The sequence below is a fragment of the Arthrobacter sp. CP30 genome (genome assembly GCF_053470025.1).
In genome coordinates this window covers 241,195-257,435 of sequence record NZ_JBQEMM010000002.1, presented here as the reverse complement: position 1 = coordinate 257,435, position 16,241 = coordinate 241,195, and the positions used below count along the sequence as shown (strand labels likewise).

The window sequence follows — 16,241 nt, the reverse complement described above, 5'->3', positions numbered from 1 at the left end:
CGGGTGCCCGCGGCGGACTAGCGGACCTGCAGGGTCAGCATGCCTGTCGGGTTGGACTGCACGACCTCGATCTTCGTCCCCGTCCCGGCGACGACGACGGACCCCTGCGGGTTCGTGACGTCGTAGTAGGCGTTCGGGTCGGTGTCGTCGAAGACGGCGACGCCGGGCTGCGACGGAGCCGTGACCGTGCTCGAGCCCGCTGCGGTCTCGCGGTGCAGGCTCAGCGCGTCCGTGGCCTGCTTGCCGAAGGTGGCGTCGAAGCTCTGGATGCGGTTGCGGACCACGGTGCCGTCCGACCAGGTGAGCGCCCTGGGATGCGCATCGACCGGGAGTGCCAGGCCGGCCCCGGGGTGCTGGCGCGTGTTGTTGTTGCTCTGCGCGGTGTTCCAGTAGGTGATGCTCAGGCCGTCCTGGTACGCGTAGTGCTCCACGGTGTCGGGGGCGGTGACGCCCCAGCCGAAGTTGTACGGACCGGTGGCCAGCGTCGCGTCGTAGCCGGCGTAGACCCGGTTCTCGGCGATGTAGAAGCGGTCCTTGCCGACGGCGTCCTTCGGCAGGTTCACGACGACGGCCTGCGGGGCCTTCGTGGCGTGGAAGGACGGCCCGATCTTGTGGGTCGACTTCACACCGGCCGTGGCCACGTCGTAGTCCAGCCAGCCGAGCTGCAGCTTCTCCCAGGCGCCCATGTGGTTCGGGGTGGTGCCGATGGAGCCGTCACCGTGGCCGAGCCAGGAGCCGGAGCTCATGAGGGTCCAGAAGCCCGTGCCGTTCTCGCCACCGCTCGTGTCGTACAGATCGGGAAGGCCGAGGTCGTGTCCGTACTCGTGCGCGAAGACGCCGAGGCCGCCGTTCTCGGGCTCGGTGGTGTAGTCGCGGATCCAGACGTCCGAATCACCGATCCTGATGCCACCGAAGGGGTTGGCTGCCGGGCCGGCCGTGCCGCGTCCCGCCTGGCCCACGGACCAGCGGTGGGACCAGATGGCCGACGACGCCGCCCCGGCCTCCTCGCCCTCGCCGGCGTGGATGGCCTGGAAGTGGTCGATATAGCCGTCGGCCTCGTCGAAGTCGCCGTCCTTGTCGAAGTCGTAGCGGTCCCACTGGTCGAAGGTCGCGAGGTAGGCGTCGATCTCCGCCGGCGTCGTGCCGTCGGCGATCCGGGCGTCGTACCAGGCGTCCGCGGTGTCCTGCACGAAGCGCGTCATGTCGGCCTGGCTCTCGGTCTCGCCGTAGCTCGCCGAGGTGTAGGGGACGGTCACCCAGTCGCTGACGTCGCCGTCGACCGTGTAGCGGCCGCTCGACATCTCCTCGTAGACGCCCTTCAGCGATTCGCCCTCCTCGCTGAAGAACATGTCGAGGTAGTGCTCGCGGTCGAAGGTGCCGGACCAGTAGGTGGAGTTGTCCACCGCGCGGTCGGGCTCCTTGATGGCGCCGCTGACGGGGCCGGCGGTCGAGGCGGGGAAGCGGGGGTCCACCGTGTCGCCGAACTGGACGAGGAAGGAGAGGATCTGGTCGCTGTCCTGCAGTCCGTACTGCGCCCACTGGCCGGGGGCCACCTTGACCGCCCTGGACCCTCCGCGGTCCTCGACCTTCGCCGCACCGGAGATGACCTTCGCCACGCCCTGCTGGTTGCGGTCGCGGCGCTCCTCCGCCGCGGGGTCGGAACGGTCGTGGAGCTTCTCGGCAGCGCCGTCGACGGTGGGCGAGGAGGTGAAGGACGACGACGTCACGGTCGGTGCGTCCGTTGTGGCACCGGCGGTGGCCTGCGCGCTCACCGGGGCGAGGACGACGGCGCTGGTCACGGCGAGCGCCATCGCGCACCGCAGCCTCCGGGTACGAGGAATGGAATTCAAGGGTTCTCCTTCATGAAATGTCCCAGCTGGTGTGTTGCATCTGCAGGCTGAGTACCTGGTGTGGCAGAACATGTTGCCTAGGTCACACGTTCTGCTGGGCACGCTAGCACCGCGCCAGGACACTTCGGAAGATCGTTGCCCATTGTGAACCATCGGCGTGTCCCCCTCTGGCGGAGGAGGGCGAGTCGACGTATAGTGCCGCGCCGACCGGGTGGCGGAAGGCGCCCGCCTACCTGAAGGACGCGAGCACTCCGGCCGCCTCGCCGAACACCTCGGAGCGGGTGGTCGCGTGCACGGAGAGGCGGATCCGGTCCTCGCCGTGGACCGTCGTCGAGATGCCCGCGGCCGTGAGGGCGGCCTGCGCCTCGGCAGCGCGGCCGGGGACCTGCGCCACCACGATGCCCGCCCGCTCCGCACGGTCGCGCGGCGAGAGGACCGGCACGCCGGCGTCGTCCAACTGCGCGATGAGCGCCTGCGCGTGCGTCGACACGATGCCCTCGATCGCGGGCACACCCACGGACTCGATCAGCTCGAGGGCTTCCGCGAAGGCGCCGCTCGCGTAGGGCGAGAGGTTCGAGATCGAGAACCGCCCGGCACCCGGCAGCGGCGGGTGCTCCTCGCCGTCGTACCGTCGCGACTCGGTGACGCCCGTCCAGCCGGTGAGCAGCGGTTCGATCCGCTCCACGCCCCGCTGCGACACGGCGATCCCGGCCACGCCCCAGGCGCCGCGGACCCATTTCTGGGCGCCGGCGATCAGGACGTCGGCGAGCGTCCAGGCGTTGTCCACGACGCCGAATCCCTGGATTCCGTCGACGACGAGGAGCCGATCAGGGCCGATCACGTCCCGGATGCCGGGGAGATCCGCGCGGTAGCCGGTCCGGAAGTCGACGGCGCTGACGCTCACCGCCACGGTGTCGTCGGTCAGTCCGCGCGCGACGACGTCCGGCGTCATCTGCGTCCCGGGTTCGCCGATGAGCTCGACGCGGGCCCGGCCGGCATCGCTGGTGCGCAACCAGGGGTACATGTTGGACGGGAACTCGCCGGCGCCGACCAGCACCGTGCCGCCGGTCAGGCCGAAGGCCACCTGGAACAGTCCGAGCGACGTGCTGCCCGTCAGCCCCACCTGCTCGAGGGGGAAACCGGTGAGCCTCGCGAACGCGGACCGGGCCCGCAGGTCCTCACCGTGCAGCTGGTCCGCTGCGCCCGCGTCGCCGTCACCGGCGGTCTGCAGCAGGTGCGCCACGCGGTCCGTGACCCGGCCCGACGGCGGACCGTAGCTGGCGAAGTTCAGGTACCCGGGCGCCTCGGAGAAGTCGGCCTGATAGTCGGCGAAGGCTGCGGCGTCGTTCCCGGTGTCTCCCATGCTGCCAACCCTACGGTCGCCCAGCGATCAGCGCCCCGGTCAGCGCCGCCTCTTCCCGCCCTTCATGAGCGGGTTCGCCCTTGATCCGGTGGTCGACGGGCTCCCTGGATCCGTCCGGCCGCGGCCGCGGGTCGAGGAGGTGCGCCCTCGGGTGGTCGACGCGTCGCCGACGTCAGCGGCATCGATGCCACCGGTGCTGCCCACGGCGCTGCCTGAGACAGCGCCAGAGACAATGCCGGCGACAGCGCTGGCGATCCGCTCCTTGCGGACCTCCTCACGCACCGTCGCCCTGCCGTCCACCTCGACCGTTCTCATCCGCACGCGTTCGAGGGCCACCGTCTCCTTGCCCACGATGGCGACTTCCTCCCGCGCCACGAGTTCTACGGACTGCTCCTGGAACGGTGCGTCGTCACCGTCGAGGTTCGAGGCCGACGTGACGGGCTCCACCTCGATCCGCAACTCCTCGCGCTTCAGGGGAACGCTCACCATGGCCTCTTCGGTGACGACGTACTTCCGCAGGCGCACACGGGCAGCGTCGACCCGCTCGGTGCCCACACGGAGCCGCTCCTCGGACCGGACGACCCACGGGGTGCCGCCCTCGTCGTGGGTCTGCGGTGCGCCCCCGTCGGGTATGCGGGTGCCGACCGCGTCCTCTGAGCCTGTTCCTGCAGCGCCGAGCGCGCGCGTGCGGCCGTCGTCGAGCGGTCGCGTACCGCCGTCGTCGGAGACGCGTGTGCCGACAGCGTCCTGCGGGCCTGTTCCTGCGGCGCCGAGCGCGCGCGTGCGGCCGTCGTCGAGCGGTCGCGTACCGCCGTCGTCGGAGACGCGTGTGCCGACCGCGTCCTGCGGGCCTGTTCCTGCGGCGCCGAGCGCGCGCGTGCGGCCGTCGTCGAGCGGTCGCGTACCGCCGTCGTCGGGCATGCGCATTCCGCCGTCGCCGGGAACAGCCGGGCCCTCCGGCTGCAGCGTCACCGCCGGAGTGGTCGGGGCCGACGACGTCGCGGGCGGCGCGACCCGATCCAGACCGTAGTGCCGGTACAGCTCGGCCTCGTCCTCGGGACCGAGATGGCCGTCCCGATCGATCGACGGAGCATGCCTGATGAGATCGCGCGGGTAGGCGACCACGAGCTTCTGGCCCTGCACCGACGCCCCCTCCAGCGGCACGAAGGACTCCCGCGTGCCGAAGAGTCCCGTGTGCACGGTCACCCAGCTGGGCCGTTCGTCGGCGTCGTCGAGGTAGACGACACCGATCGAGCCCACCCTGTCGCCGTCACCCGACAGCACTGCGCTGCGGCGTCGGATCAACGGATCGAGGTCGGTCATCGAGAGCATGCGGAGTCCTGTCGTCGGGAGCGGCCACCGAAGGGGCGGCTGAACCTCAGGGTAGGGCCGTCCGGCAGGATATAGCAAGCATGCTTACTAATTACCCGGGCAGTCAGCGCACCCTGAGCGGCACTGCCGGGCGGCACTGCCCGCCACGTGTGATGCATCGTACGCCCGGTTTATTTTGAGTAACTCATAATAAGAACTAGCCTGAGAGAACGGCCGCAGCCAGGACGCCGCGGGTCCTCCCCGATGCACTCCCCGTGCTGTGCCGTGCCCTGAATCAGCCTGCCCGACACCCCCGGGCGGCCCCCCCCGACGTGAGGATGCACCCATGACGATCATCGACCGCCCCCGCTACGCCCGCCACTCCGCCGCAACCATCCACCAGCCGGCAGCAGGTGCCTCGGACCTGCCGGGTGGTTCCTACGTCACCGGCTCGATGCCGCGGCCCGGCACGGAGGGCACCTACGTCTCGACCGCAGCCGGAGCCAGCAGCCAGGCCCGTCCCCTGCAGCGGGGTACCTACGTGTCCTCCGCCCTCCCGTCGGTACAGCGCGGGGGCACCTACACCTACGCGGGCTGAACCGGCCCGGCACTTCAGCGGAACAGGTCCGCCAGGAGTTCGTCCGAGCGCGCCCGGCCCTCGAGGTCGTAGGCGCCGCCACTGACCAGCAGTTCGTCCGCCCCGGTACGCGCCTGCAGATCGGCGAGGGCACGCTCCACCTCGGATGGCGTGCCGTGGACGGCCGAGCGGAGCGACTCCTCGACGTACCCGGATTCACGATCCGTCAGGCCCTCCCCCGTCTCGGCCCGAAGCGGCGGGAACGAGCCCCTCGTCCGCGAGGAGGCCAGGGCCCGCGCCTCCGGCAGCAGGAGCCGCCGTGCCGCCGCCGTCGTCTCCGCGACGGCGACGTTCAGGGACGCGAGGACGTACGGCCGGCCCCACCAGCGGGAAGGCCGGAAGGACTCGCGGTACAGCTCCAAGGCGCCACCGGCCTCCTCGGCGAGCGCGGGACCACCCACGACGACGGCCAGACCGGCCCGCGCGGCGACCTCCACGCCGTGCCCGGTCGCGAGCACGAACACCGGTGTCCGCCCCGCGTCCGCGGGCCTGGCGGTGACCGGTGCCGAACCGTCGAGGAAGGCGAGCAGATCGTCGACGTCCTCGCCGAACCGGGCGGACTCGTCCTTGCCCGTCCGAAGCGCCGACCGCACGGCCTGCGTGAACCCGAGCGATCGCCCGATCCCCAGGTCGAAGCGGCCCCCGAACAGCGCACCCAGCGTGGCAGCCTGCTCGGCGACGACCAGCGGTTGGTGATTGGGCAGCATGATGCCGCCGCTCCCCACACGGATCGTCGATGTCCTCGATGCCACTGCTGCGGCGAGAACGGCGGGCGCCGATCCGGCGATCCCCGGTACGCCGTGGTGCTCCGCCACCCAGAACCGCCGGTAGCCCAGCTCCTCGGCGCGTTGCGCACGCGCGATCACGTGGTGCAGGCTCTCCGCCTCGGGCGAGCCTTGGCGTGACTGCGCTCGGTCCAGGATGGACACGGCAGCGAAGGGGAGGGGCATACCGGTGGGAACCACGGGCGTCCCGGCCCCATTCCGTGCGTGGCGCGTCACGCCGTCCGTCGGCAGCGGGCCGGTGCGTCCGGGAGGTGCACCCCGGGAGACCGCTGCGGATAATGACCGTGCCACCGGGCAGGATGGGAGATCGCCGCCGGCCGCCATCCCGCGCCGGCGTGGTCTCTGCCGAAAGGACTCCCGCCATGATGGGCGCCCACCATGCTGCCTGCGGCGCTGCCGCCTGGGTCGCTGCCACCACCCGGATCGAGGTCCACCCGGCCCTGCTCGTCCCGGCCCTCCCCGACTCGGTGACCCTCGGCCTCGGGCTGCTGGATGTCAGCCCGGTCGGCGTGGTCACCGGAGCGCTCGTCACGGCGGGCGCGGCCCTCCTGCCGGACGCCGACCACCACAGCGCCACGATCGCCCACTCACTCCCGCCGCTGTCCAACCTCTTCTGCGCCGGCGTCGGCATGATCTCGGGCGGCCACCGCCGCGGCACCCATTCGCTGCTCGGTGTGGCAGCCTTCGTCGCCGTCGCCTTCCTCGCCGGCCTCTGGACGGTGGAGACCGCCCGGTTCGGTACCGTCTACCCGGGCGCCGGGCTGCTCACTGTCCTGCTCGTCTCCTTCGCGGCGAAGGCACTGAAGATCATCCCGGACGGCATGCGGAGATCACCCTGGGCCGTCGGGCTGACGGCCGGGGCCTTCGTCACGGCGTTCGCCCCGGAGGAGCAGTTCTGGTTCCCGCTGTCCGTGGGCATCGGGGTCGTGGTGCACATCCTCGGCGACATGCTGACGACCGGCGGCTGCAATCCGGTCTACCCCCTGCGGCTGCGGAGACCACGACGCCTCACCGGCGTTCCGGTGATCGCGCAGGTGTGGCGGCCGAACGGCAACATCGCCGTGCCCCTGCTCGGCAACGCGGGTTCGATCCGCGAGTGGTGCCTGCTGGTTCCGGTCTCGCTCTACGCCGTCGGCGGCATCGGGTGGGCCGTGACGCGGATCGGCGACGGCGGCGTGATCACCCGCGCGTCGGGCCTCGGCTGACCGCTGCCGGGCGTTCGAAAACAGCTGGAAACACGACCGGGATACCGTCGGGTCCGAGCAGAGAGCGCAAGGAGGACCATGGAGCGCAACGGATTGTTCTTCGACCCCCTGCAGGGCGAGGGCCGACGGCCGGAGGAGAACCTGCCGGAGCAGGACGACGACGGACGGGAGCCACCCGCCGCACCGCGACGCCGCCCGTTGGACCCGGACGAGGTGCAGGTCCAGCGGCGGCGCGAGATGGACCGCGTGCAGGAGGAACTGAGGAAGATGGCGAGTGGGATACCCGTCGTCATCTCGCCGTCCCGCCGTGATCGCGCCGGGGCCCGATCCGGTCAGGCGTCCGACGAGGGCAGATCGACGTGATGTGGCGGGCGGCGCCGGCTGTTCAGCACCCGTCGGGGCCGCAGGCCGGTCCGTCGGCCGACGGCGTCAGCGACACCAGCGGATGCGCCTCCTGCCAGGCCTGATCCAGGGCCTGCCGGAACAGCTCGGTGGGCTGGGCTCCGGAAATACCGTACTTCCGGTCGATGACGAAGAACGGGACGCCCTGGACGCCGATGGTGCGCGCTTCCTCGATGTCGCGGCGGACGTCCTCGGCGAATCGGTCCCCGCCGACAGTGGACCGGATCTCGTCCTCCGCCAGCCCGATCCCCGCGCCGAGCGGGACCAGGACATCGACGTCGGACGTGTCGAGGCCCTGTTCGAAGTGCGCGGACATGACGGCCTCCTTGGCGGCATCGCCCAGGCCGTGGGCTTTGGCGAGATGCAGGAATCGGTGGGCGGTGAAGCTGTTCCCCACCACGATCCGGTCGAAGTCTAAGGCGAGGCCTTCGCCCTCCGCCTGCTGGGCGAGGTGCTGCCACATCTTCCGGACCTGGTCCGGATCGATCCCCTTGCGCTCCGCGAGGTACTGCTGCTCCGTGCCGTCGTAGTGGTCGGGGAGGTCCGGATCGAGCTGGTAGCTCTTCCAGGTCACCTCCACGCCGTCCCTGTGCGGGAAGTCGGCGAGGGCCTTCTCGAAACGGCGCTTGCCCACGAAGCACCACGGACACTTGACGTCGGACCAGATCTCGATCTTCATACCGGGGACAACCGCGACGGGCTCGGGCCCTATTCCCCGGGGGTCGGGGCCCGAGCACCGGTGCTACCGCCGGTTGAGGAGGTTGCGGAGGATTCCGCCGGCCTTACCGGACGGCACCGGTGTTCCGCGCCGTCCGCCGGACACGCCTCCGGCGGGTCGGCCCGACGTCGTGCCGGTGCCGGACCGGCCGAGGTAGCGGCTCGCTGCATTCTTGACCATAGTGCTGATACCCATCGGATCTCCTTCGGTCGTGCGCCTCACACCCGAAATCATCAGGTGGCTTAGCAGTTTACCCGTCCCGCACCGAAGGGGCCAGCAACCGCCGGCGTGGATCGCCGACGTGGATCCCCCGAATGACGGGGGCAGAACCGGCCGCCGCCGCCAGCACGTGCCGAAGCGGTCCGCCTAGCCCTTCACGGAGCCGTCACTCAGCCCGGCGACGAGGTACTTCTGGGCGATGAAGGAGATGGCGATCACCGGAAGGGTCAGGAGCATGGCTGCCGCGCCTGCCTGCTGGAGCATGGGGAGGGTCTGGCCCAGCTGGGTGGTGATGAAGACCGGCACCGTCTTGGAGGCAGTGTCGGTGAGCACCAGCGCCGTGAGGTACTCCTGGAAGGCGAAGAGGAAGACGAAGACACCGGCGGTGAGGATGCCCGGTCGCATCAGCGGGATCATGATGCGGCGCAGCGTGCCCCACCGGGTGCAGCCGTCGATCATCGCTGCCTCGTCCAGTTCCTTGGGGATCTCGGCGAAGAAATTGCGGAGCAGCCAGATGCTGAAGGGCTGGTTGATGGCCACGAGCGCTGCGGCCAGCGCGAAATTGGTGTCGTAGATCCCGAGCGCCCGGCTGATGTCGTACATGGGCAGTACCACGGCGAAGCGCGGCAGGGACCTGAAGACCAGGGCGAGGAGCAGCAGGATCGCCGAGACGTACCCGGGGAAGCGGGAGAGCGCGTAGGCGGCGGGGATACCCAGCACCAGGGCGACGACCGTGGAGATGACCGCCACCACGGCGGTGTTGACCAGGTACTCCGCGAAGTACGTGGTCTCCCACAGGTTCTTGAACGCCTCGAGGGTGGGCGTGTAGCCGCTGAGTACCGGCGGGTTCGCGAAGGCGACGTCGGTGGGCTTGGTGACCGACAGCGCCGTCCAGATGAAGGGCGCCAGCATGAGGACGGCCAGCAGGATCAGCAGGATGGCGGCGGTCGGGTTCGTCCGTCGGCGGCGGCGCTTCGGGGCCGGCCCCACGACCTTCGTGGCCGGTGCGGTGGCGGTACTGGGGATCATGCTTTGGCCTTCGCTTCCTTGAGGAGGTCCCGGATGAAGGGGAAGAGGCAGATCAGGATGAGGAGGATCGAGAGCACGTTGACCGCACTGCCGAGTCCCAGCTGCTGCGAGCCGTCCCGGAACGCATTGTCGAAGACATAGAACATGATGGATTCGTTGCCGATCGCATCCGCCTGGGGCGAGAGCGGGATCAGGCTGTCGAAGGTGCGGAGCACGTCCATGATGGTGATCAGGCAGACGAAGCCGATGATGCCGCGCATGGTCGGGATGATCACCCAGAGGTGCATCTTCAGCGCATTGGCGCCGTCGATCCTGGCGGCCTCCCGCAGTTCCTTCGGCACGCCCTGGAGGCCGGCGAGGATCATGAGCACCGAGAACGGCAGCAGGTGCCAGACGGTGTGCGCGATGATCATGACGCGGTTGGGCCAGGTGTCGGTGAACCACAGGAGTTCCTGCCCGGTCAGCCGCTCGATCACGAGGTTCAGCACCCCGCCGAAGTTCGAGTTGAAGAGCCACGAGAAGCTCACCGCCCCGACGACGCCGGGAAGCACATAGGCCACGAGCATGGAACCGAGGATGTAGGGGCGGAGCTTCCCCAGACCGTTGACGCCGATGGCCACGAGGTAGCCGACGACCAGGATGAGCGCCGTGACGATGGCGGTGAGCAGGAGGGTGAAGAAGACGGCGCGGCCGAACCGGGGGTCGCCGAGGGCCTGCGTGTAGTTGGACAGGCCGATGAAGGTGCCCGCCTGTCCGTAGTTGACCTCCTGGAAGCTCCACTGGACGGTGCGGATCAGGGGGAGGACGAGCAGGCCCACCATGACGAGCAGGCTGGGGCCGATGAAGCTGGCGAATTCACGACGACGCACAAGGTACTCCTGGCTTCGGAAGAGACAAGGAACGAGGGAGTGAGCGCCGGTGGGGCGCTCACTCCCGGAGGCGTCAGCTTCCCGAGACGGTCTCCTCGGCGAGGCGCTGCATCTCCTGCATGCCGTCCTCGACCTCGGTCTGGCCGAGGAGCACCTCGACGAGGACCGGGCGGATCGCGTTGGTCACGGGCGCGCTGAACGGGTCGTTCGGGGCGGGCATCGTGGCCGCGATCGTCTCGTTGGCGGCGACCGCGTACGCGGAGCTCTCGTCGGTGACGATCCCCTCACGCGCCGGGTAGGCGGCGGGCACGGACGCGTTCGAGGCGTCCTCCCCCACGGAGGAGGCGATCATCTGGAAGAGCATGTCCTTGTCGAGCTGCGTGTTCTCGGGGATCGCCCACCCGTCCACCGACAGGCGGCTGAACAGGTACGGGGCATCGGCGGCGAGCGACGGCGGAGCGGCGAATCCGAACTTGTCGAAGTTGGGCGAGTTCGATTCCAGCGTGAGGTCGTTCATGCGCCCCGAGAACATGATGGCCATGGCCGCATTTCCGTTGAACATCTGCTGCTGGACCGACGGCTGGTCGAAGGTTGTGACCTCCGGGTCCATGTACGGCAGGAGCGACTTCAGGCCTTCGAGCGCCTCGCGCGAGCCGTCCGAGGTGAACTGCGGCTCCCCCGCGTCGAGGAAGTCCGTGCCCGTCGAGTTCATGGCGGCCTGGTAGATCGTGGAGATGTCCGCGGTGGCGCTCATGGGGAGGGCGATCGGGTACTCGATGTCGCCCTGCTCGCGGATGGCCTCGGCCGCCGCGATCATGTCCTCGAAGCTCTCGGGGGCGGTGAGGTCCAGCTCGTCGAAGATGTCCTGGCGGTAGGCCATGACGTACATCTGCGCCTGCATCGGCAGTGCGTACAGCTTGCCGTCGTAGGACAGCGCGGAGCGCATGCCCTCGTTCAGGGCGTCCAGTTCGTACTTCTCCCCGTACTCGGCCACGAAGTCGTCCAGCGGGACGATGCTGCCGGCGGAGGCGATCTCGGGGACGGCGAAGCCGTAGGTCTCGAGGATGTCGTAGCTGCCGGTATCGCCGGAGAGCGTCGCCGTGGTCTTGGTGACCTGTCCGCTGAAGTCGATCGGGTCGTGCTTGAGCGTCACGTTCTCGCGTGTGCAGCTCTTGACCATGGTGTTCGTGAACGGATCGATCGCCGACGAGTTGTAGGCGAGCACGTTCACGGTGGTCTCGCCCTCGGGCATCGTGTAGTCGCACTCGACGGCGGTCGCGTCCTCGGCCCCGGTCCGCGAACCGGCACCACAGGCGGTGAGGGACGTGAGGCTGGCGGCGATGACCATCGCGGTGATGCCGGTACGGATCTGTGTGCGGTTTCGCATCATGGGTCCTCTTCTGGTGTCGGGAGGGGAAGCGCATCGTGCATCCCGTGGGGTCGCGGAAGTGGCCCGGGCAACGGCAGGCCGTTGTGCCAGGACGTGATCTGTCCGCGCTGCGTACACTCGCCGTGGGCGGGTCACCAGGTGAACCCGAAGTGGCCATGGAGCCATGGCCTGGCGCGGTGGATCCCCGGTCCCGTCCCCAACATCAGTCGCTCCCCAACGGTTGCGACACCTGCGGTTCCGAACGGATCTCCACCTGATTCAGAGTGTAGGCGGCAGCACCGACGCCCGAACAGCGTTTGCCCCACCCTCACTCCTGCTGTAGGGGGACCCGAGGACTCCGGTCCCGGACACGTCGGTGGATGACGCCGGCGTGTCAGGGCGCGCGCACCAGCCAGGCGCCGGCGTCAGGAGGGAGCAGCCCATCGCCGGTCAGGGGCGCCGTGGCGAGGAGGAGGTCACCGGCGGGCAGCCGGGCGGGCTGGTCCCCCATCGCCATGACTGCGAGGAACCGGCCCCCTCGCGCGCACACCAGCAGGCCGCCGTCCTCCACCCGGAAGCCGGCCTCCCGCGCGGGGACCAGCGTCCCGTCGGCGACCAGGGAGGTCCGCAGTGCGAGCGCCGTCGTCACGAAGGTCAGCATCGAGTCCCGGTCCTTCCATTGGTCCTCGATCGAGTACCTCCCCCAGAACGACGGCGTGGGCAGCCAGGGTGCGTCCGTCCCCGCCGGCGAGAAGCCGAAGGACCCCTCCTCCGCCGTCGTCCAGGGCAGCGGGATGCGGGCGCCGTCGCGGGAGATGCCGCCGCGCAGCCACATCGGGTCGACGCGGTCCCCGACGGGCACGTCGACCTCCGGCAGGCCCAGTTCCTGTCCCTGGTACAGGTACGCTCCGCCGGGCAGGGCGAGCACGGTGAGCAGGGCCGCCCGTGCCCGGGCCTGCCCCCTCGCCCCGCCGCCGTAGCGGGTCACGGCCCGGACCACGTCGTGGTTCTCCACGGACCACGCCGGAGCCGCTCCGTGGGCGGCGTGTGCCGCGGTGAGCGCGCCGGCGGTCGAGGCCCAGGTGGCGGCATCCCAGGGCACCTTGACGAAGGGGTAGGCGAACGCCTGGTGCATCTCGTCCGGCCGGACGAGCCGGGCCGCGCGGTCGGCGTCGAGGTTCACCTCGCCCACCAGGACCCGCGCGGGCGAGTATCCGTCCGCGATCACACGCCACCGCCGGTAGACCCCGTGCAGCTCCTCCTGGTCCGTGAGGTGCGGATTGAAGCGCAGGCCCCGCGCGACGGCGGCCGGGTCCTCGGCGTGCGGCAGGCCCTCGCTCTTGAAGAGCCCGTGCGCGACGTCCACCCGCAAGCCGTCCACCCCGCGGTCGAACCAGAAGCGGATGACGTCCTCGAAGAAGTCGCCGACGGCCGGATTCCGCCAGTTCCAGTCCGGCTGGGCGGAGGAGAAGATGTGCAGGTACCACTGCTGGTCGGTGTCCGAGCCGGGGTGCGCACGCGTCCAGGACCGGTCGCCGAAGGAGGAGACCCAGTTGTTCGGCGGCGTGTCCCCGTCGGGCCCGTCCGCGAAGTGGAAGAGGTCCCGTTCGGGTGAGCCGGGTCCGGCGGCGAGGGCGGCCTGGAACAGCGGGTGCTCGGACGAGCAGTGGTTCGGGGCGATGTCCATGAGGACGCGCAGGCCCAGTCCGTGGGCGGCGTCGAGCACGTCGTCGAAGTCCGCCAGGGTCCCGAACAGGGGGTCCACGCCGCAGTAGTCGCTCACGTCGTACCCCTGGTCGACGTGCGGCGACGGCTGGAAGGGGGTGATCCAGAGGCCGTCGACGCCGAGGTCCGCGATGTACGGCAGGCGGGCGGTGAGGCCGGGGAGATCGCCGACCCCGTCGCCGTCGTGGTCGGCGAAGGAGCGCGGATAGACCTGGTAGACGACGGCGTCCCGCCACCACTCCGCCTGCGGGTCGGTCCCCGTCATGGGGCGCCGTCCGAGGATGCGGGCACGGGTCGACGCGGATTTCGGCACATGATGCGAGCCTACGATGCCCTCGGCCCCGGCGCACCGCGGCCATCGCCTGGCAGTGCCACGGCAGCACCCGTTTCATCCGGGGGTCATGCAGCGGGCGGCTCCACTGCCAGACCGGACCGCTTGAGGAGTGCGTAGGTCTTGGCATGCTTCGGCCTGAAGAACACCTCGTTCGGCGTCCCCTTCTCCACGATGACGCCCTGGTCCATCACCACGATCATGTCGGCGATGTCCCTCGCGAACTGCATCTCGTGGGTGACGATCACCATGGTGGTGCCCTGCGCGGCAATCGCCTTGATGACTGCGAGCACTTCCTCGACGAGTTCCGGGTCCAGGGCCGAGGTGGGCTCGTCGAAGAGCATCACACTGGGATCCATGGCCAGCGCCCTGGCGATCGCGACACGCTGCTTCTGACCGCCGGAGAGCTTGGACGGGTAGTTGTCCTTCCGGTCCAGCAACCCGACCCTCCCGAGGTTCTCGAGCGCGTGCTGCTCGGCATCCGGACGCGACATCTTCTTCACGTCCTGCAGCGGTGCCATCACATTGCCCAGTGCCGTCTTGTTCAGGAACAGGTTGAACTGCTGGAACACCATGCCGAGGTCGGTGCGCTTCTGTGCTGTGACGGACGCCTTCTCATCGATCAGCTTCCCGCCGCGCTCCTCGTAACCCACCATGTGGCCGTTCACGAGGATGCGCCCGCTGTCGATGGTCTCGAGCTTGTTCATGCAGCGCAGCAGTGTACTTTTACCGGATCCGCTGGAGCCGAGGATCACGACCGTCTGCCCCTTGTGGACGTCCAGGTCCACGCCTTTGAGGACCTCGATCCGGTTGACCTCCTTCCGCGCTCCCCGGAGCCGTCCCATCATCCCCGGGGTCTTGGTCACGCTGAACGTCTTATGGACGTCCCGGACACTCACGATCACTTCGTCAGACATGGATCCTCGCCCTCTTCTCCAGTGCGCTGACGATACGTGACAGCGGGAGGCTGATCAGCAGGTACAGCAGGGCCGCGGCAGTGTAGACCTGCGTGGTCTCGAAGGTCTGGGCATTGACGATGTTCGCAGTCTTCAGTATCTCGGTCACCGCGATGACCGAGGTCAGGGCCGTGTCCTTGACCATGGCGATGAAGTAGTTGCCGATCGGTCCCAGCGAGACGATGAAGGACTGCGGGAGGACCACCTTCCACAGCGCCTTACCGGGGGTGTAGCCGAGGGACAGGGCGGCCTCGGTCTGACCCGCCTCGACGGACAGGATGGCCGAGCGGAACACCTCGGACAGGTAGGCCGCATAGTTCAGGCCCAGTCCGAGGATACCGGCGGGCACAGGATCGATGTTGACCCCGATAGCGGGGAGCACGAAGAAGATGTAGACCAGCTGCACCAGGAGGGGCGTGCCGCGCATGACCTCCACGTACACCAGGGCGATGCCCCGAAGGATCCTCGACTTCGAGATCCGGGCGAGGGCCACCAGCAGGCCGAGGACGAGGGCCAGAGCCATCGCCCCCAGCGCGAGCTGGATGACGATCGGCGCGGCAGCGAGTAATCGGGGAAAGTAGCTGAGCGTGCTCTCGATGAATTCGATGACGGGACGTCCTTTCGACCTCGGTGGTGCGGTGAAGGGGCGGTCAGTCGACGGCGTTGCTCTCGGTCAGTCCGTACTTGGCGAGGATCTCCATGTAGTCGGGTGAGGCCTTGAGCTCGGCGAGCCCGGAATTGAGTTCCTCGAGCAGTTGAGTGTTCTCCTTCGGGACGGCTGCGCCGATGAGTCCCGGGAAGAAGGGTTCGTACGGGTCCACGATCTTGATCTTGTCGTTCGGGTTCTGCACCAGGCTGTAGGCGACGACGGCGGCGTCGGTGAAGACGACGTCCACCTGCTTGTTCTCGACCGCCGTGAGCAATGCCGCCTGTGAGTCGAAGTACTTGATCTCCTTCGGCTCGAGGGACTCGGCGAGCTCGATGAAGGTGGTGCCGGTCTGGACGCCGATCACCGTGCCCTTGGCGTCGTCACGATCAGTCATGTCCGAGTCGCCCGGAACCACCATGCCCTCGCCCTGCTGATACCAGGTGTCCGTGAAGTTGACTTCTTCCTTACGGACGTCGGTGATGTACATGGCGTCCACGACGGCGTCCGCCTTGCCGGCCTTGATGGCCGGGATCAGGGTGGCGAACTCGGAGACGAAGACCTCCACCTCCCAGCCCTTCTTGTCGGCGATCCAGTTGATCATCTCCCCGTCGATACCCTGCAGGGCGCCGGCGTCGTCGGTGAAGGAGAATGGGGCGTCGTTCGAGGTGGCGATCGTGAGTGTCGTGATCTCACCGTCTTCTCCGCCGCCACCGGCCTCTGCACCGGCGTCGCCGCCGCCGCACGCCGTGAGCGCCAGGGCGATACCCATAGCCCCGGCCGCCATTGAGAGTGCTGCTCGCCTGCTGTTCATGGTTGCTCCTCG

16 protein-coding genes are annotated in these 16,241 nt (G+C 69.1%); 3 read left to right on the top strand and 13 right to left on the bottom strand.

Features of this window, described 5'->3' with window-relative positions:
- Positions 1-17: 17 nt before the first annotated feature.
- The 3 genes from ACTIMO_RS04545 to ACTIMO_RS04535 form a co-directional block, all read right to left on the bottom strand.
- Positions 18-1,850: an immune inhibitor A domain-containing protein gene (locus ACTIMO_RS04545; RefSeq protein ID WP_448181612.1), complete on the bottom strand. Its 1,833-nt coding sequence runs from the start codon at positions 1,848-1,850 to the stop codon at positions 18-20.
- Between the two features lie 229 nt (positions 1,851-2,079).
- The gene (locus ACTIMO_RS04540) at positions 2,080-3,213 is read right to left on the bottom strand and encodes an aminotransferase class V-fold PLP-dependent enzyme (protein WP_448181611.1); all 1,134 of its coding nucleotides are present in this window, start codon (positions 3,211-3,213) and stop codon (positions 2,080-2,082) included.
- Positions 3,214-3,252: 39 nt separating this feature from the next.
- Positions 3,253-4,545 carry a PRC and DUF2382 domain-containing protein gene (locus ACTIMO_RS04535; protein WP_448181610.1) on the bottom strand — a complete coding sequence of 431 codons (1,293 nt, stop codon included), beginning with the start codon at positions 4,543-4,545 and terminating at the stop codon, positions 3,253-3,255.
- A 325-nt stretch (positions 4,546-4,870) separates the two neighbouring features.
- Between ACTIMO_RS04535 and ACTIMO_RS04530 the strand changes: the two genes are divergently transcribed.
- Positions 4,871-5,122, top strand: a complete 252-nt coding sequence (locus tag ACTIMO_RS04530) for a hypothetical protein (protein WP_055765613.1) — start codon at positions 4,871-4,873, stop codon at positions 5,120-5,122.
- Between the two features lie 14 nt (positions 5,123-5,136).
- Here the strand turns inward: ACTIMO_RS04530 and ACTIMO_RS04525 are convergent, their stop codons facing one another.
- Positions 5,137-6,090 (bottom strand): MsnO8 family LLM class oxidoreductase, encoded by a 954-nt coding sequence (locus tag ACTIMO_RS04525; protein ID WP_448181609.1) that lies wholly within the window; start codon positions 6,088-6,090, stop codon positions 5,137-5,139.
- Between the two features lie 218 nt (positions 6,091-6,308).
- Between ACTIMO_RS04525 and ACTIMO_RS04520 the strand changes: the two genes are divergently transcribed.
- Together ACTIMO_RS04520 and ACTIMO_RS04515 are read left to right on the top strand one after the other, a co-directional pair.
- A complete protein-coding gene (locus ACTIMO_RS04520; protein WP_055765619.1) occupies positions 6,309-7,151 on the top strand; it encodes a metal-dependent hydrolase in 843 nt (280 codons plus the stop codon).
- Between the two features lie 78 nt (positions 7,152-7,229).
- A complete protein-coding gene (locus tag ACTIMO_RS04515; protein WP_055765622.1) occupies positions 7,230-7,514 on the top strand; it encodes a hypothetical protein in 285 nt (94 codons plus the stop codon).
- Between the two features lie 22 nt (positions 7,515-7,536).
- On the opposite strand, the gene ACTIMO_RS04510 is transcribed toward ACTIMO_RS04515, so the two are convergent.
- From ACTIMO_RS04510 to ACTIMO_RS04470, 9 genes are all read right to left on the bottom strand, one after another.
- On the bottom strand, positions 7,537-8,232 hold the full coding sequence (locus tag ACTIMO_RS04510) for a DsbA family oxidoreductase (protein ID WP_448181608.1): 696 nt from the start codon (positions 8,230-8,232) through the stop codon (positions 7,537-7,539).
- 63 nt (positions 8,233-8,295) lie between these two features.
- Positions 8,296-8,466, bottom strand: coding sequence for a hypothetical protein (locus tag ACTIMO_RS04505; protein WP_157365693.1), 171 nt, complete (start codon positions 8,464-8,466; stop codon positions 8,296-8,298).
- A 171-nt stretch (positions 8,467-8,637) separates the two neighbouring features.
- Entirely contained in the window at positions 8,638-9,519 is an 882-nt protein-coding gene (locus tag ACTIMO_RS04500) for a carbohydrate ABC transporter permease (RefSeq protein ID WP_448181607.1), read from the bottom strand.
- Entirely contained in the window at positions 9,516-10,388 is an 873-nt protein-coding gene (locus ACTIMO_RS04495) for a carbohydrate ABC transporter permease (protein WP_055765629.1), read from the bottom strand. The genes ACTIMO_RS04500 and ACTIMO_RS04495 overlap by 4 nt, the downstream gene beginning before the upstream one ends.
- Positions 10,389-10,461: 73 nt before the next feature.
- Positions 10,462-11,778, bottom strand: a complete 1,317-nt coding sequence (locus tag ACTIMO_RS04490; RefSeq protein WP_055765632.1) for an ABC transporter substrate-binding protein — start codon at positions 11,776-11,778, stop codon at positions 10,462-10,464.
- Between the two features lie 373 nt (positions 11,779-12,151).
- Positions 12,152-13,795 (bottom strand): alpha-amylase family glycosyl hydrolase, encoded by a 1,644-nt coding sequence (locus ACTIMO_RS04485; protein WP_448181606.1) that lies wholly within the window; start codon positions 13,793-13,795, stop codon positions 12,152-12,154.
- Between the two features lie 86 nt (positions 13,796-13,881).
- Positions 13,882-14,730 (bottom strand): amino acid ABC transporter ATP-binding protein, encoded by an 849-nt coding sequence (locus tag ACTIMO_RS04480; RefSeq protein ID WP_448181605.1) that lies wholly within the window; start codon positions 14,728-14,730, stop codon positions 13,882-13,884.
- Positions 14,723-15,367, bottom strand: a complete 645-nt coding sequence (locus ACTIMO_RS04475) for an amino acid ABC transporter permease (protein ID WP_448181701.1) — start codon at positions 15,365-15,367, stop codon at positions 14,723-14,725. Before ACTIMO_RS04475 ends, ACTIMO_RS04480 begins: the two co-directional genes overlap by 8 nt.
- 52 nt (positions 15,368-15,419) lie before the next feature.
- Entirely contained in the window at positions 15,420-16,229 is an 810-nt protein-coding gene (locus ACTIMO_RS04470) for an ABC transporter substrate-binding protein (protein WP_448181604.1), read from the bottom strand.
- Positions 16,230-16,241: the final 12 nt, after the last annotated feature.

Bases quoted from the DNA above. Each gene is read 5' to 3' on its own strand.
- ACTIMO_RS04505 (WP_157365693.1), bottom strand. From the start codon at position 8,466: ATGGGTATCAGCACTATGGTCAAGAATGCAGCGAGCCGCTACCTCGGC.
- ACTIMO_RS04470 (WP_448181604.1), bottom strand. From the start codon at position 16,229: ATGAACAGCAGGCGAGCAGCACTCTCAATGGCGGCCGGGGCTATGGGT.
- ACTIMO_RS04515 (WP_055765622.1), top strand. From the start codon at position 7,230: ATGGAGCGCAACGGATTGTTCTTCGACCCCCTGCAGGGCGAGGGCCGA.
- ACTIMO_RS04510 (WP_448181608.1), bottom strand. From the start codon at position 8,232: ATGAAGATCGAGATCTGGTCCGACGTCAAGTGTCCGTGGTGCTTCGTG.
- ACTIMO_RS04540 (WP_448181611.1), bottom strand. From the start codon at position 3,213: ATGGGAGACACCGGGAACGACGCCGCAGCCTTCGCCGACTATCAGGCC.
- ACTIMO_RS04520 (WP_055765619.1), top strand. From the start codon at position 6,309: ATGATGGGCGCCCACCATGCTGCCTGCGGCGCTGCCGCCTGGGTCGCT.
- ACTIMO_RS04500 (WP_448181607.1), bottom strand. From the start codon at position 9,519: ATGATCCCCAGTACCGCCACCGCACCGGCCACGAAGGTCGTGGGGCCG.
- ACTIMO_RS04490 (WP_055765632.1), bottom strand. From the start codon at position 11,778: ATGATGCGAAACCGCACACAGATCCGTACCGGCATCACCGCGATGGTC.
- ACTIMO_RS04530 (WP_055765613.1), top strand. From the start codon at position 4,871: ATGACGATCATCGACCGCCCCCGCTACGCCCGCCACTCCGCCGCAACC.
- ACTIMO_RS04480 (WP_448181605.1), bottom strand. From the start codon at position 14,730: ATGTCTGACGAAGTGATCGTGAGTGTCCGGGACGTCCATAAGACGTTC.
- ACTIMO_RS04535 (WP_448181610.1), bottom strand. From the start codon at position 4,545: ATGCTCTCGATGACCGACCTCGATCCGTTGATCCGACGCCGCAGCGCA.